Origin of the sequence: Streptomyces sp. NPDC058685 (genome assembly GCF_042714725.1) — a bacterium.
Taxonomy (GTDB): Bacteria; Actinomycetota; Actinomycetes; order Streptomycetales; family Streptomycetaceae; genus Streptomyces.
On the sequence record NZ_JBHXSL010000016.1, the window covers coordinates 79,340 to 94,192 of the forward strand.

Annotated in this window: 13 protein-coding genes; 9 read left to right on the top strand and 4 right to left on the bottom strand. The window is 72.8% G+C overall.

All coding sequences use genetic code 11. The annotated features are described in order from the left end of the window. Nucleotides 1-393: 393 nt before the first annotated feature. From ACFWU3_RS16265 to ACFWU3_RS16275, 3 genes are all read right to left on the bottom strand, one after another. On the bottom strand, nt 394-957 hold the full coding sequence (locus tag ACFWU3_RS16265; RefSeq protein ID WP_384437064.1) for a transglycosylase SLT domain-containing protein: 564 nt from the start codon (nt 955-957) through the stop codon (nt 394-396). A gap of 737 nt (nt 958-1,694) precedes the next feature. Further along, on the bottom strand, nt 1,695-2,021 hold the full coding sequence (locus ACFWU3_RS16270; protein WP_384437067.1) for a hypothetical protein: 327 nt from the start codon (nt 2,019-2,021) through the stop codon (nt 1,695-1,697). 141 nt (nt 2,022-2,162) lie between these two features. Beyond that, a complete protein-coding gene (locus tag ACFWU3_RS16275) occupies nt 2,163-3,254 on the bottom strand; it encodes a Ku protein (protein WP_384437070.1) in 1,092 nt (363 codons plus the stop codon). Nucleotides 3,255-3,303: 49 nt separating this feature from the next. Between ACFWU3_RS16275 and ligD the strand changes: the two genes are divergently transcribed. Further along, entirely contained in the window at nt 3,304-4,179 is an 876-nt protein-coding gene (ligD, locus tag ACFWU3_RS16280; RefSeq protein ID WP_384437073.1) for a non-homologous end-joining DNA ligase, read from the top strand. A gap of 2 nt (nt 4,180-4,181) precedes the next feature. After that, a complete protein-coding gene (locus ACFWU3_RS16285) occupies nt 4,182-5,147 on the top strand; it encodes an RNA ligase family protein (protein ID WP_384437210.1) in 966 nt (321 codons plus the stop codon). 136 nt (nt 5,148-5,283) lie between these two features. Here the strand turns inward: ACFWU3_RS16285 and ACFWU3_RS16290 are convergent, their stop codons facing one another. Continuing rightward, the gene (locus ACFWU3_RS16290) at nt 5,284-6,087 is read right to left on the bottom strand and encodes a nuclease-related domain-containing protein (protein ID WP_384437076.1); all 804 of its coding nucleotides are present in this window, start codon (nt 6,085-6,087) and stop codon (nt 5,284-5,286) included. 115 nt (nt 6,088-6,202) lie between these two features. On the opposite strand from ACFWU3_RS16290, the gene ACFWU3_RS16295 reads away from it, so the two are divergent. The 7 genes from ACFWU3_RS16295 to ACFWU3_RS16325 all read left to right on the top strand — a co-directional run bounded on the left by ACFWU3_RS16295 (nt 6,203) and on the right by ACFWU3_RS16325 (nt 14,828). Next, on the top strand, nt 6,203-8,296 hold the full coding sequence (locus tag ACFWU3_RS16295) for a HEAT repeat domain-containing protein (protein WP_384437079.1): 2,094 nt from the start codon (nt 6,203-6,205) through the stop codon (nt 8,294-8,296). Next, entirely contained in the window at nt 8,293-8,598 is a 306-nt protein-coding gene (locus tag ACFWU3_RS16300) for a zinc-ribbon domain-containing protein (RefSeq protein WP_384437082.1), read from the top strand. The genes ACFWU3_RS16295 and ACFWU3_RS16300 overlap by 4 nt, the downstream gene beginning before the upstream one ends. Before the next feature lie 171 nt (nt 8,599-8,769). Further along, entirely contained in the window at nt 8,770-9,537 is a 768-nt protein-coding gene (locus tag ACFWU3_RS16305) for a hypothetical protein (protein ID WP_384437085.1), read from the top strand. After that, on the top strand, nt 9,534-10,823 hold the full coding sequence (locus ACFWU3_RS16310) for an ATP-binding protein (RefSeq protein WP_384437088.1): 1,290 nt from the start codon (nt 9,534-9,536) through the stop codon (nt 10,821-10,823). Before ACFWU3_RS16305 ends, ACFWU3_RS16310 begins: the two co-directional genes overlap by 4 nt. Before the next feature lie 75 nt (nt 10,824-10,898). After that, nucleotides 10,899-12,278: an FtsW/RodA/SpoVE family cell cycle protein gene (locus ACFWU3_RS16315; RefSeq protein ID WP_384437091.1), complete on the top strand. Its 1,380-nt coding sequence runs from the start codon at nt 10,899-10,901 to the stop codon at nt 12,276-12,278. Continuing rightward, entirely contained in the window at nt 12,275-13,732 is a 1,458-nt protein-coding gene (locus tag ACFWU3_RS16320) for a penicillin-binding transpeptidase domain-containing protein (protein ID WP_384437094.1), read from the top strand. Before ACFWU3_RS16315 ends, ACFWU3_RS16320 begins: the two co-directional genes overlap by 4 nt. A 4-nt stretch (nt 13,733-13,736) precedes the next feature. Continuing rightward, on the top strand, nt 13,737-14,828 hold the full coding sequence (locus tag ACFWU3_RS16325; protein WP_384437097.1) for an amidase family protein: 1,092 nt from the start codon (nt 13,737-13,739) through the stop codon (nt 14,826-14,828). Nucleotides 14,829-14,853: the final 25 nt, after the last annotated feature.

Below are 14,853 nucleotides of genomic sequence, written 5' to 3' on the forward strand. Positions count from 1 at the left end.
AGGGCGGTCCAGGCGGCGATCCGCAGTGACCTCCGCCGAGCCCGGTGTCGTGCCCTGCCCCGAGAGCGGTACACCTTGCCCGGTCCGTACGGGTCCGGCGTGGGGGCGCCGGGCCCGGAGGGCTGGTGCGGTTCTCCGCTCTCGTGCGGCATGCCTGTCCGTCCGTCCTACGCCGGCCGGGCCTTGTCGGCCGGCCGTCGTTCATCGGGTGGCGCTGCCCGGGTGTTCCGGCAGTCGCCACCGGCTTTCGTTCGCCGTCAGGCGCTCACCGGCAGTGGTGTGCCGGTGGTCGCTCGTGCGGCGGGTGCTGCTGCCACCGTCAGGCGCTCACCGGCAGTGGTGTGCCGGTGGTCGCTCGTGCGGCGGGTTCCCTGCGCCTGTGACGCGGCTGACTCAGTACGCGGAGTCGACGTTGTCGATCGAGCCGTACTTGTCGGCGGCGTAGTTGGCGGCCGCGGTGATGTTGGCGACCGGGTCGGTCAGCTCGTGCGGGGTGCCCTTGACGTGGTAGGCGTCGAACGTGGGCTGGATGACCTGGAGCAGACCCTTGGACGGGGTGCCGTTCTGGGCGTTGATGTCCCAGCCGTTCTCGGCCTTCGGGTCGCCGCCGGACTCGCGCATGATGTTGCGGTGCAGGCCCTCGTAGCTGCCGGGGATGTCCTTGGCCTTCATGATGGCCAGCGACTCCTTGATCCAGCCGTCGAGGTTGTTCGCGTACGTCTTCTTCTTCGCCTTGGCCTTCTTGGCCGCGTGGGCGTCGGCCTTGGCGTCCGCCTTGGCCTTGACGGCGGCGACGGAGGTGGTGGACGCGCTCGCGGAGACCGGCTCGGCGGCGTGGGCGGCCGAGGGTATCATCGTGAGCGCGGCAGCCGCGGCACCGGCGGTGGCTATGCCCGCGACCGAGAGCTTGCGAAGGCGGGCGATACGGCCGGTGCTGGACTTCATGTGCGTGGTCATGCGGATGTACCTCTCCATGGGGGACGTGCGGGGAGGCCGACCGGGGGGTCGGTACGGCTGGAGCGGAGTCGGACTCCGCAGCGTGGGCCGGTGCGGTCGGATGGGCGGGTTTCGCCCGGTCCGGCACTCGGCTCCCCGGAACGTCAGCCATGGTTAACGGCGCTCGGCGGTGGACGCAAAGATGTGACGTACTACCGAACTACGCAGATATGTCCCGTGTGACATCGAGCGGGGGACGCCTGCGGTGGAGCGCGCGGGACGCCACCACTACCGCGCTTAGTAAGTGACGTGGGTCCTATGGGGCGCCTCACAAGCGGGGAGCGATTTGGGGTGGTTTAGGACGGGGTGGAACGCGCGGAGTGACGGGGTGGGTGCGCTGTGTGGGCGCGGAGGGGTGGGGGCGAGCCTGGGCAGGCATGCGCGGGGGCCGAGGGAACGGGCATGGGGTGCTTCCGCGGGCGGGCGGCGGCAGGTGGGGCGCGTTTCGCGGCACGGGGGTACTTCGCCTGGCCGCCGGGCGACGGGAGCGGGGCGCTTCGCCGGGCGGCGGCACGTAGGGGGTGCCTCGTGAGGCGTAGGGCGGCAGGCCCCCGGGCGCTTCGCGGGGCGGCACCCGGGGCGCTTTCGCGGGCGTACCGGGCGTACCGGACGCGGTCGCTTCGCCGGGCAGCAGCGCGTGCGGGGTGCGTTGTGGCGCGTACGGGCGCGGCGCTCCGCCGGGCGGGCGGCTACCGCGGCTACCGTGTGAACACCGGCACGCTCTTGAGCGGCGGCTCCAGCGTCAGGGCCAGCGTCCCGTCGTCCTCGCGGCTGACGGCGAACTCGTGCGCCGTGTGCTCGTCCGCGGGCCAGGTGATCCGCATGTCCCCGTCCTCCGTCTCACGGCAGTCGCCGTAGACGAGCTCCAGGCGGGTGGGCGAGGGGGTCGACCAGGTGAACTCGGTGTTGGACGCGTACTCGCCCTCGCGGCCGTACTCGACCCAGCCGCGGCCGGAGGCGGTGATGAGGAGCTTGAAGGAGAGGGGGGCGCGGGACGCGTACCAGAAGCCTTCGAGGTCGGTCATGGGGTGATGGTGGCAGGGCGCGGGCCCGTGCCGGGACCCCATTCCCGGACCTCATTCCCGGACCTCGGTCCTCTCAGGACGCCGAAGCCGGAAACGGCATCCGCCCCGGCGAGGCCTGCGGAGGGGCCGGCACGCGGCCCCTCACGCCGAGGCGCGCTTCTTCGGCGAGGCCTTCGTCGTCTTCTTCGACGCTGACTTCGACGCGGCCGTCTTCTTCGTCGCCGCTGTCGCCTTCTTGCCCGCCGCCGCTTTCGACGGGGCCTTCGTCGCGGTCTTCGACGTCGCGGTCTTGGTCGCGGTCGCCTTCTTCGCCGTCCCCGACGCCGCCTTCTTGCCCGCCGCCGTCTTCGAGGCGGCGGTCTTCTTAGCCGCAGCCTTGGACGCGCCCGTCTTCTTGCGGCCCTTGATCGGCGTGACCTCCGCGTGCTCGCCCGTGTCCGTGCCCCCGTCCCCGCCCTGTGCGTTCTTCGCGGCCCGCACGCTGCTCTCCAGCGCCGCCATCAGGTCGATGACCTGGCCGCCGCCGCTCTCGCCCTCGGCCGGCGCGGGCAGCTCGGCGCCCTGTGCCTTGGCCGCGATCATCTCCTCGACCGCTTCCCGGTAGTGGTCGTGCAGCGAGTCCATGTCGACCTCGCCGAGGGTGTCCATCAGGGCGTCCGCCAGGTCGAGTTCGGCCTCGCGGACCGTGACGTCCCCGTCCGGCGCCACCTCGTCCGGAGAGCGGATCTCGTCCGGCCACAGCAGGCCATGCATGGCGATCACGTCCTCGACGACGCGCAGCATCCCGAGGCGCTCCCGGCCTCGGAGGGCGAACTTGGCGAGGGCGACCTTCTCGCTGCGCTTGAGGGCCTCGCGCAGCACCGTGTACGGCTTGACGGCCGGGCCGCCGTTGGCCGAGAGGTAGTACGCCGCGTCGATCTGCAACGGGTCGACCGCCGTCCCCGGCACGAAGGCCACGATCTCGATCGTCTTCGCCGTCGGGAGCGGAAGCTTGGCCAGGTCCTCGTCCGCGATCGGGATGACCGAGCCGTCCTCGGTCTCGTAGCCCTTGCCGATCTCGTCGTTGGGCACCTCCTTCTCCTCCAGCTCGCAGACCTTGCGGTAGCGGATCCGGCCGCCGTCGGCGGCGTGGATCTGGCGGAATGAGATGGCGTGGTTCTCCGTGGCGTTCATCAGCTTCACGGGGATGCTGACCAAGCCGAAGGAGATGGCCCCGTTCCAGATGGATCGCACGCTTGATCCCTTTCATCCGAAATTCCGGGAATCGTGGGATTCTCATCGTATGACGCCGATCACAGAGGTGGAGGGGCGGCGCCTGGCGCTGAGCAACCTGGAGAAGGTCATCCACCCCGCCACCGGAACGACGAAGGCTGAGCTGCTGCACTACTACGCCTCGACAGCGGGGGCGATGCTGCCGCACATCCACGACCGGCCGGTCTCCTTCCTGCGATACCCGGACGGCCCGGACGGGCAGATGTTCTTCACGAAGAATCCGCCGCCCGGTACGCCATCGTGGGTACGGACCGCCCCGGTGCCGCGCTCCGACGACAAGAACGCCCGCCAGGTCGTCGTCGCCGACCTGCCGTCACTTGTCTGGGCGGCGAATCTGGTCGTCGAGTTCCACACGCCCCAGTGGACGCAGGACGCACCGGCCGTCGCCGACCGGATGGTCTTCGATCTCGACCCCGGCGCACCCGCCACGGTCGAGGAGTGCTGCACCGTGGCGCTGTGGCTGCGGGAGCGGTTGGCGGAGGACGGGTTCGAGGCGTACGTGAAGACCTCGGGGTCCAAGGGCCTGCACGTCCTGGTGCCCGTACGCCCGACCCCGTCGGAGGAGGTGTCGGCGTACGCGAAGAGCCTGGCGGTCGAGGTGGAGGCCGCGCTGCCCCGGCTGGCCCTGTACCGGATGGCACGCAATCTGCGGCCCGGGAAGGTCTTCGTCGACCACAGTCAGAACGCCGCCGCGAAGACGACCGCCGCTCCCTACACCCTGCGGGCCCGGGCCGAGCCGACCGTGTCGGCGCCCGTCACCTGGGAAGAGGTGGAGGCGCGGCAGGAGCTGAGCTTCCGAATCGGTGACATCGCACCGCGTCTGGAGAGGTACGGCGATCTGCTCGCCCCGCTGACCGATCCCGGGCAGGCGAGGCCGCTGCCGTGAGCATGCCGCGGCCACCGCTGAAGGTGATGCTCGCCGAGTCGGTGAGCACGCTGCCGCGTGGGGGGCGGCTGGCGTACGAGCCGAAGTTCGACGGCCACCGGATGGTGATCTTCCGTACCGCCGAGAAAGTCCTGCTCCAGGCCCGGTCCGGCCGGATCATCACGGACGCGTTTCCCGATCTGGCCGCCGCCGCACGGCAGTTGCCGGTGGGGACGGTGCTGGACGGCGAGGTCGTCGTCTGGTCGGTGGGCCGGACCGACTTCGCCGCCGTGCAGAAGCGCGCGGCCGCAACCCCGGGGCGGGCTCCCGCTCTTGCGCGCCGGCTTCCCGCCTCGTACGCGGCGTTCGATCTGCTGGCCGAGGACGGCGCGGACCTGCGGACCTCGGCGTACGAGAAGAGGCGGCGCCGGCTGGTCGCTCTGCTCGGGTCACTGGGTCCGCCGCTTCAGGCCGTGCCGATGACGCTCGACGCCGACGAGGCCGCGACCTGGTACGACTCGCTGCCCGGGATCGGCGTCGAGGGGCTGGTGATCAAACGGCTGGACCAGACGTACCGCAGCGGCACACGCGCGTGGTGGAAGCTGCGGCACACTTCGGCGCACGACGCGGTGGTCGTCGGATTCACCGGGGCGCGTTCCCGGCCGCATGCCCTGGTGCTGGTCCTGCCCGACGACGACACCCCCGTGGTCTCCAGCCCACTGGCGCCGGCGCTGCGGGTCCAGGCGGCCGCCGCCCTGCCGGGACCGGCAGCGACGACGGCGTCCGCCACCGGCTCCGGCGATTCCTCCGTGCCGGGCGGGGCGCACGTGGCGATGGCGGCCGGCCTCGGCGAGGTCGCGTACCAGCCGGTGGCGGCAGGGCTGAGCGCCGAGGTGGAACTGCGGACCACACGGCACGCGACCACCACAGTGCTGCGGCTGCGCCATCCCCCGGACGTCGAGGGGGAAGGAGCCAGCGCGCCGGGTTGAGGATCGCCGAACCACGCGGGCCGGGCGGTGCCCCACCCGAACCACCCGAACCACACGAACCACCCGAACCGCTCGCGCCGGCAGCCACCCGCGGCGCCGCCCCACGCGGCCGTCACACGCCGGCCCATGCGTCCCCTCAGGCCCGCAGCCACGTGCGGCGGTCGCGCGCCGTCGCGTACAGCGCCTCGATGTCCGCCGGCTTCAGCACCCCGCCGAGCCTGGCCAGCGCGGGCACTTCCGTTTCGCGAAGGATTCTGACGTCGGGCGGAGTCGGCAGCACGTCCAGCCGCGCCGCCCCGACCACGGCGAGCACCGGCCGTACCGCCGCGGTCAGGGCCAGTGAGGCGCGCTCCGCCCGGCGGCGGGTGGTGCGCAGCAGCGGGACGGGCTGACCGCGGCCGGCGCGGACCATCGGGTCGCCGACCCGCACCCGCTGCTTCCGGGCGGGCAGGGTGTGCACGGCCAGCGCGCCGGCCGGGCCGAGCAGCAGGTGGTCGATGCGGTCGGCGCCGGGCAGCGGCACCGAGTGCAGGACGCGCCAGCCCACCGACTCCAGGCGTTCCAGGGCGTCGCCGAGCAGCCGGTCGGCGTCGAGCCGCGCGAGGCGCGGGTCCTGACGGAAGCGACTGCCCGAGGCGGGCCTGCGGTCCAGTTCCGTGAGGAGGCTCTCGCCGGAGCGGTTGGGGGCCAGGTCGTCGTCGGGGTGGAGGGACAGCCTGGCGAGGTCGGCGGAGGTGGGCACGGGCGGGGGCCCGATGGTGAAGTCCCCTGTCACGAAGGGCGCGAGAGCCGCGAGCACGCCGTCCCGGTGCTCGTTCGCGACCAGGCTGATCCGCCCGGTGTCGCGGTCGAACCAGGCGACGTTCCGTCCGTCGGGAAGGCTCACGTACAGCCGGTCCCGGCCTTCCCTGTGTGCTGGTGTGACGCGCAGCGCGGTCATGCCATCACCCCCGGACCATGGGAACAGCCCCGGGGCCTTCGGGGCAATAACCCCGCGATGCCGGAGCGGTGGTGCACACTCTCCCCAAGCGCACGTTCGTGGGAGGGGGGCAGGCGTGTTCGGGGGAATCAACGACGTCGACTGGGCGTCACTGGAGCATGCCTACGGTCCGGCGGACGACGTGCCGGCCCTGCTGTACGGGCTGGCGTCCCCGGACCCCGCGGAGCGGGAGTCGGCGCTCGACGGGATGTACGGCGCGGTGCACCACCAGGGCGATGTGTACGACTCGACGCTCGCCTGCATCCCCTTCCTTCTGGAACTGGTCGGCGATCCGTCCATCGACGACCGCGGTGGCGTCGTCGAGCTGCTGACCAGCATCGGCGGCATCGATCTCGACGGCGACGACGAACTGGACCCGGAGGACGAGGAGTTCGAGTACGCGGCGAACTACGCGATGGCGGCGTCGGCCGTGACCGCGGGCGCCGACGTCTTTCTCGCGCTCGTCGACTCCGGGGACCGCGGGGTGCGGCTCGCCGCGCCCCTGGCGCTCGCCACTCTGCACGGTGACCCGGAGCTGGTGCTCGGGCTGTTGCGGCGGCGCCTCGCCGCGGAAGAGGACGCGGAGGTCCGCTTCGCCTGTGTGGAGGCTGCGGGCCGTATAGCGCTGCGGCACGGCCGTCTGGCATCCGAGGTCGTGGAGTGGCTGACCGGGCTGACGCGGGTGACCTACGGCGCGGGGGTCCGGCTCGCCGCTCTGGCCCAGCTCGCCCGCTGCGCGCCGGACGCCCTGCCGCCCGATGTGGTGACCGGGGTGACGGGCCTGCTGCGGGAGCTGCGCGCCGAGCCGGTGCCCGCCTCTTCGGCGCCCGAGCGGCCGTCCACGCCGACGATGCTGGGGCAGCTGCGCGAGCGCCGCGAGGCGGAGACGGCGGGCCGCCACGCTCCCTGGACGGCGGACCTGCTGCGCACCCTCCACTCCGGTCTGGGTGACCGGGTCGAGGACCGGACGGCGCTGCTGACGGACCAGTTGTGCAGCCCCGACTCGGGGCAGCGGACCGATGCCGTCCAGATGAGCGGCGCTCTGCTGCGGACCTGGCGCGGGGAGTACGGCGAGCTGGTGGGGCTCATGGGCGAGCAGCTCAGCGATCCCGAGCCGCGGCTGGCGGACGCCGCGGTGCTCGCCCTCGGGGAGCTGTTCACCCTGGCCGCGCCCGCGGCGGACGCGCTGGCGGACCGGGTCGCGGCGGACCCCGCCGGCTGGGTGCAGGAGTGGCCCGGCGGGCCGCCCATGCTGGGCAGCGTCGTCATGACCCTCGCCCGCGCGGGCGACCGGCGGGCGGTGCCGGTGCTGGCCCGGCTGCTGGAGCTGGACGAGGCGCCGCAGAACCTCGGACATGTGCTGGACCATCTGGGCGAGAAGGCCCTGCCGCTCGTACCGGCGCTGCGCCGCCGGCTCGGCGCGCTGGATCTGGACGAGCGGCTGCATGACCTGGCGGGCCCTCTGCTGTACGGACTGACGGCGCTGCGGGCGGCCGACGCGCTGCCGGAGGTGCTGCGGGTGCTGCGCGGGGCGCCCCGGTACCGCAAGGAGTGGGTCGTCGAGCAGGCGCTGCGGGCGCTGACCGCCTTCGGGCCCGCGGCCCGTGCGGCCGCGCCGGATCTGCGGGGACTGCTGGCCGGGAGCGACGGTTCGGGCGCCTTCGCCGTGAAGACCGCGGCGGCGCTGTGGGCGGTGGAGCCCGGCGCGCGGGAGGTCCTTCCCGTGCTGCGTACGGCCCTGTCGGCGAGCGAACTCGCCGTCCGGCGCACGGCGGCCGCGGCCCTCGGTGCCGTGGGGAGCGAGGCGGCAGCGGCCGCCCCCGCCCTGGCGGGACTGCTGCGGGCGCCCGATCCGTGGGCCCGGACGGACGCCGCGATCGCCCTGTGGCGGGTGACGGGCGACGCGGACCGCGCGTGGCCCGTGCTGCGCGCGGCCTGGGAGACCCTTCCGGGCACGCGTCCCGCGATCGCCGCGTGCCTCGCGGACCTCACCGACGGGCTTGTGGAGTCGGTGGCGGACGAGGTGGAGCGGACGCTGCGTGCGGAGATCGCGTCCGTCCGGCGGCACCAGGCGATGGACGGCGGGTACGGCAGCCATGACATCTTTACGGATGAGAAGCTGCTGGCCCTGTGCCGGCGGGCGCTGACGAGGGAGGGACCGGCAACATGATCATTTTCGGTACCAAGGGCTACATCTTCCAGCTGGCGATACTGACGCTGGTGTGCGGGCACTGCGGCAACCCGTCCGCCCACACGCTCCGCAAGCGGGTCACCAAGTTCACGCTGTTCTTCGTGCCGCTGTTCCCGGTGTCGACGAAGTACGCCACGCAATGCACGTTCTGCGGCATGGAGCAGAAGATCGCCAAGGAGCAGGCCGACCAGCTGCTGGCGCAGGCCGCGGGCCCGCAGGGCGGAGCGCCCCAGATCCAGCAGCAGGCGCAGCCGGGGCAGCAGAACCCGTACCAGCGCTGAGGCCACAGCCCGTAGCGGCGCCGGGGTCACGCCGCCGCCGGGCGCGAGGCACCCCTCCCTCCCGCCCTGCCGGCGCGCTCCGGCCGGCGGTGCGTGACCGCACGGCCGGTGGACAAAAAGGACTTCCCTACGAATAAGGTCTACGGGAAGACCGACTGTCCGAGGAGACCCGTGCGCCCGCCCCGCCTGCTGTACGCCGCGCTGCTGACGGCGGCCACCGCCGCACTGCTGTCGGGTTGCGGCGACGAGGGCCGGCTGGAGATCGCCGGCGCCACCCCCACGGCCGTCGGGCCCGTCCGGCTGTGGCCCGGACTCGCGCCCGTCACCTCGCCGCCCAACGACTACGGCGAGACCGACACCGAACGGGTCCCCGGCATCACGGTCCCGGCCGGCGGGGTGCGCGCACTCGACCCGGTGACGGTCCTGCTCGCCGAGGCCGCCGCCAAGCCGAGCACCTTCACCGGCGCCGACGACCGCTACCAGGAGACGGTCGCCCAGCTCCGCGGGTGCACGGCGAAGCCCGCGTCGTGCCCGGTCCTCCCGCCGTACTACCGCGATCTGACCGGTGACGGGCAGGACGAGCTGATCGTCGGCATCACCCTGCCGCAGCAGCAGACGGCGGTGCGCTGCTACATGCCCGACCGGGGCGGGCTGACGCGGATCATGGCCACGTACGACCAGTTGGTGAACGTGGAGCTGGCCGGCCGCGACCTCGTGCTGCGTTCGGTCTCCGCCGGCATCCCCGGGTACGAGTACCGCACGGTGTGGTCCTGGGACGCCCGGCAGAACGCGATGCTGGCGACGAGCGATGAGATCGTCCGTGTCACACCGTCCCCGTCCGCCACGGCGTCACCCTCCCCGTCCGCCACGCCGTCACCCTCCCCGTCCGCCACGCCGTCACCCTCCGCCACACCGAAGCGTCCGGCGGCCGGGCCGTGAGAGCGCCGCGGCTGCCCCGCTGGACCGCGACCCTCACCTGGAAGGCCGCGGTCTTCATCACCGTGATGTGCTGTGCGCTCGCGGCGCTGCTGGGCGCGCTGGTGCACGCCTCGGTCACCCGGCAGACGGTGGAGGAGTCCCGCGGGAAGGCGCTGGACCGGCTGACGGAGGCCACCGAGGCGTACGAGGGCGGTGCTCCCCTGCCCCGGTACGCGGGCGTGGATCCCCCGGGCCTGCCGGTGGCGTTGCGCGATGTCGCCGTCGGCGGGAAACGCGGCACGGTGGTGAGCGGCTTCGAGGGGCGCCCGACCATGTGGGCCGCGGGGCCCGCGGACGGCCGCGCCATCGCCGTACGCGTCGACTACACCCAGAGCGCGAACACCATCGACGGCCTGGACCGGGCGATCGTGGGCTCGTCGGGACTGGCCATCGGGGCCACGCTGCTGGTCGGCGCGTTCGCCGTCACCCGGATCACCCGCCGGCTCCATCTGACCGCGCAGGTGGCGCGGCGGATCAGCGCGGGCGACCTCGACGCCCGGGTCAACGACCCGCGCACCGAGGACCCTTCGCGCCGCCAGGACGAGGTGGCGACGGTCTCCGGCGCGCTGGACACGATGGCTTCCTCGCTCCAGGGAAAGCTGCAGAGCGAGCAGCGGTTCACCGCAGACGTGGCGCACGAGCTGCGGACTCCGCTGACCGGGCTGACCGCGGCGGCCGAGTTGCTGCCCGAGGGCCGCCCGGCCGAGATGGTGCGGGACCGGGTGCGCGCGATGCGCTCGCTGACCGAGGACCTGCTGGAGATCTCCCGGCTGGACGCGGGCAGCGAGACGGTGGACCTGGAGGTGCACCAACTGGCGCGGCTGGCCGAGCGCGTGGTGCGGCTGTCGGGAACGGACACCGAGGTGCGGGTCCTACGGGACGCGGCGGTGGAGACCGACCGCCGCAGGCTCGAACGCGTGCTCGGCAATCTCGTCTCCAACGCCCACCGGCACGGGAGGCCGGCGGTGGTGCTGACCGTGGACGGCCCGGTGGTGACGGTCACCGACCACGGGCCGGGCTATCCCGAGTATCTGCGGGCACACGGCCCGGCGCGGTTCCGTACCGAGGGCGGCAGCAAGGGGCACGGGCTCGGGCTGACGATCGCGGTCGGCCAGTCGGCCTCGATCGGCGCCGAGTTGCGCTTCACGAACGCACCCGGGGGCGGTGCGGTGGCCCGGCTGACGCTGCCCGAGTACGTGCGGTTCGACGACGACTCCCCCGACCGCGCACCCGAAGGCGGGATGTGACGTTCCGTCGACTCCTCATCGGCACACTATTGACATAAAGGGACATAAGACTTGCGTCTTGCTACGTTGCGTGGCATGACCGCAACGACGGCGGAGGCTCCCCCGCCCGCCCCGCGTCTTCCCCGGCGGCGGGGCGTCGAGCTCTCGCTCCTGGTGGGCGCCGTCCTCATCAGCGTCTTCGGCTACGCGGCGGTGGGTCTCGCCCGCCACAACGCCGTACCGCACGACGTACTGCGCTACGGCGCAGGCCTCGGCGTCCTCGCGCTGCTCGCCCACCTCGCCGTGCGGTTCCGCGCCCCGTGCGCCGACCCGCTGCTGCTGCCCATCGCGGTCCTCCTCAACGGTCTGGGCCTGGTGCTCATCTACCGGCTCGACCAGGAGACCCCGCACGACATCGCCGCGCCCGTCCAGCTGATCTGGTCCACGCTCGGAGTCGCCCTCTTCATCACCGTGGTCCTCATGCTGCGCGACCACCGGCTCCTCCAGCGCTACGCCTATGTCTCGGTCGCCGCCGCGCTCGCCCTGATGCTGGTGCCGATCTTCTTCCCCTCGGTGAACGGCGCCCGGATCTGGATCCGTATCGGCGGACTGTCCTTCCAGCCGGGCGAGTTCGCGAAGATCCTGCTCGCCGTCTTCTTCGCGGCCTACCTCGCCGCCAACCACACCACGCTCGCCAGCACCGGACGCCGTATCTGGCGGATGCAGCTCCCCACCGGCCGGGTACTCGGTCCCGTCGTCGCGATCTGGCTGATCAGCGTCGCCGTGCTCGTGCTGGAGCGTGACCTCGGCACCTCGCTGCTCTTCTTCGGGCTCTTCGTGATCATGCTGTACGTGGCCACGGGCCGGACCGGCTGGATCGCGGTGGGGCTGACGCTCGCGGCGGCCGGGGCGGTCGCGGTCGGTCTGCTCGAACCCCATGTGCACGGCCGGGTGCAGGACTGGCTCGACCCCTTCGCGACCATCGAGGCCGGCCAAGGACCCAGCCAGGTCGCCCAGTCGCTGTTCGCCTTCGCCGCGGGCGGGATGCTCGGCACCGGCCTCGGCCTCGGCCACTCCACGCTGATCGGGTTCGCAACCAAGTCCGACTTCATCCTCGCCACCGCGGGCGAGGAACTCGGACTGGTCGGCCTCACCGGCATCCTGATGCTCTACGCGCTGATGGTGGCGCGCGGCTTCCTGGCCGGGCTCTGTCTGCGCGACCCGTTCGGACGGCTGCTGGCGGTGGGGCTCGCCTCGATCATCGCCCTCCAGGTCTTCGTCATCGCGGGCGGTGTGATGGGGCTGATCCCGCTCACCGGTATGGCGATGCCCTTCCTGGCGCAGGGCGGTTCGTCCGTCGTCACCAACTGGATCATCGTGGCGCTGCTGATCCGGGTCAGCGACTCGGCCCGCAGGCCGAGCCCGGAACCGGCCGACAACGACGTCCTCGTCCCGGCCCTGAAGGAGGACAGGTGATCCGCTACATCCGCCGCGCAGCCGGCCTCTGTTTCCTGCTGCTGATCGCCCTGCTGATCAACGCCGCACGGGTGCAGGTCGTCGCGTCCGGCTCGCTGGACGACAACCCGGCGAACCGCCGGACGGCGATCGGCCGTTACGACGGGCCGCGCGGCGACATCCTGGTCGGCGGCAGACCCGTCACCGGCAACGAGGACACCGGCCAGCAGCTCCGCTTCGAACGCACCTACCCCCAGGGTCCGCTGTACGCGCCGGTGACCGGCTTCTCCTCACAGACATACGGCACCACTCTCCTGGAGAACGCGGAGGACAAGGTGCTCTCCGGATCGGATCCGCTGCTCACCGCGTTCCCGTTCTGGAACGACGTGAGCGGCAACCGGCGGTCCGGCGGCAATGTCGTCACCACCATCAAGCCCTCGATGCAGGAGGCCGCGTACCGGGGCCTCGGCGGCAAGCGGGGCGCCGTCGCCGCGCTCGAACCGTCGACCGGCAGGATTCTCGCGCTCGTCAGCAGCCCGTCGTACGACCCCGGCGAGCTCTCGGGCACGGGCATGTCGACGACGTACGCGTGGGCACGGCTCAACGCGGAGTACACACAGCCGATGCTGAACCGGGCGATCCGGCAGACGTATCCGCCCGGCTCCGCGTTCAAGATCGTGACCGCGGCGGCGGCGCTGGACGCGGGGGTGGTCGCCGATGTCGACGCGCCGACCGGTACGCCCGACCCGTACATCCTGCCGGGCACCCGCACCACGCTGCCCAACGCGACGAAGGACTGCGCAAACGCCTCGCTCGCCTACGCGATCCAGTGGTCGTGCAACTCGGTGATGGCGGACATCGGCGTGAAGATCGGCCTGGCCGGCATGCTGGACACGGTCTCCAGGTTCGGCTTCAACGACCGCAAACTGCGCATCCCCTCCGGGGTGGCCCCCTCGAACTTCGACACCCGGATGACGGTGGACCAGCTGGCGCTGTCGTCGATCGGGCAGTTCAACACCACCGCGACACCGCTCCAGATGGCGATGGTCTCGGCGGCCGTCGCCAACGGAGGGGACCTCAAGCAGCCCCATCTGGTGGAGCGGGTGACGACCCCCGGCGGCCGGACGCTCTCGCAGACCGACCAGCGTTCGTACCACCAGGCGATGTCCCCCTCCACGGCACGCGAGTTGCAGCGGCTGATGGTGCGGGTGGTGGAGGACGGCACCGGTGGGAAGGCCGCGATCAAGGGGGCGAAGGTCGGCGGCAAGACGGGCACGGCCCAGCACGGACTGGGCAACTCGGGTACGCCGTACGCCTGGTTCATCTCCTGGGCGCAGGAGCGCGGCGCCACCGGGCCGGCGGTCGCGGTCGCCGTGGTCGTCGAGGACGCCACGGGGGTACGCGGGGCCATCAGCGGCGGCGGCAGCGCGGCTCCCATCGCGCGCGCCGTCATGGAGGCGGCCCTGCGAGACTGAACCGATGACGGTGGCCCGGGCTCTGGAGCGGATCGAACGGCTGGACCCGCAGGTCTGCGCCTTCCTCGACGTGTGGCCGGAGCGGGCGCTGAGCCGGGAGCCCGATCCGGCGGGGCCGCTGGCGGGGGTTCCGTTCGCGGTGAAGGGGCCGGCCGGCATCCGCGCGTACGCGGCCCGGCGGCTGATCTCGGCGGGCGCCGTGCCGGTCGGGTCGACGGCGGTGCCGGGGCCGGGCACGTACTGGCAGACCTGGGGCCTCGGCCGGCACGGCCGGACGCTCAACCCGTACCGTGCGGACCGCACGCCCGGTGGCTCCTCGGCGGGCGCGGCGGTGGCGGTCGCGACGGGCATGGCCGCTCTCGCCACGGGCAGCGACGGCGCGGGGTCGGTACGCATCCCGGCAGCCTGGTGCGGGGTGTTCGGGCTGAAGACGACGAACGGCCTGCTGCCGTCGCCCGACCGCACCGGTCTCGCCTCGGCCGGTGTGCTCACCCCCACGGCCGCGGACGCGCGGACCTGTCTGCGGGCGGTGCTCGACACCTACGAGGAGGTGCGCCCGGTCCTGCCGCTGCGGGCGCGCTGGTCACCGGACCTGGGATTCGCGCGGACCGAGGCGGAGGTGGAGTCGGTGGCACGGGCGGCGGCCGAGCTGCTGGAGACAAGCGGAGTGGTACGCCTGGACCGGAGCCCCTTCGAACTGCTCGACCCAGGGAATGCCTGGCAGGCGATCCGGGGCGGCCGCCCGGCCGCCGGTGCGGCGGTCCGCGCGGAGAACGACCGCCGCCTGGACGCCCTGTTCGCCCGGACCGACGTGCTGCTGACCCCGGCGACCCCGAACCGCCCCCATGGCCACGACGGCCCGGGCGACACCTACTCCACGGGGCTGACCTGGGCGTTCAACCTCAGCGGCCATCCGGCGGCCAGCGTCCCGGCGGGCTTCACGGACGACGGCTGCCCGGTGGGCCTCCAACTGGTCGCGGCGCGCGGGGCGGACGTGGCGCTGGTCGAGATGGCGGTGGCGGCGGAGGAACGGCCGGCGGCCGTACGCCGGCCGACGCGGACGCCGGGCGCGGGCGCGGCGAACCCGGGCCACTGAACCCGGCGTACAGCCCGGCTCGTGC

What these genes read in the sequence shown, in the direction of transcription:
- ACFWU3_RS16270 (WP_384437067.1), bottom strand. Translation starts at nt 2,021, where the DNA reads ATGACCGACCTCGAAGGCTTCTGGTACGCGTCCCGCGCCCCCCTCTCC.
- ACFWU3_RS16285 (WP_384437210.1), top strand. Translation starts at nt 4,182, where the DNA reads ATGCCGCGGCCACCGCTGAAGGTGATGCTCGCCGAGTCGGTGAGCACG.
- ACFWU3_RS16265 (WP_384437064.1), bottom strand. Translation starts at nt 957, where the DNA reads ATGACCACGCACATGAAGTCCAGCACCGGCCGTATCGCCCGCCTTCGC.
- ACFWU3_RS16300 (WP_384437082.1), top strand. Translation starts at nt 8,293, where the DNA reads ATGATCATTTTCGGTACCAAGGGCTACATCTTCCAGCTGGCGATACTG.
- ACFWU3_RS16290 (WP_384437076.1), bottom strand. Translation starts at nt 6,087, where the DNA reads ATGACCGCGCTGCGCGTCACACCAGCACACAGGGAAGGCCGGGACCGG.
- ligD (WP_384437073.1), top strand. Translation starts at nt 3,304, where the DNA reads ATGACGCCGATCACAGAGGTGGAGGGGCGGCGCCTGGCGCTGAGCAAC.
- ACFWU3_RS16315 (WP_384437091.1), top strand. Translation starts at nt 10,899, where the DNA reads ATGACCGCAACGACGGCGGAGGCTCCCCCGCCCGCCCCGCGTCTTCCC.
- ACFWU3_RS16325 (WP_384437097.1), top strand. Translation starts at nt 13,737, where the DNA reads ATGACGGTGGCCCGGGCTCTGGAGCGGATCGAACGGCTGGACCCGCAG.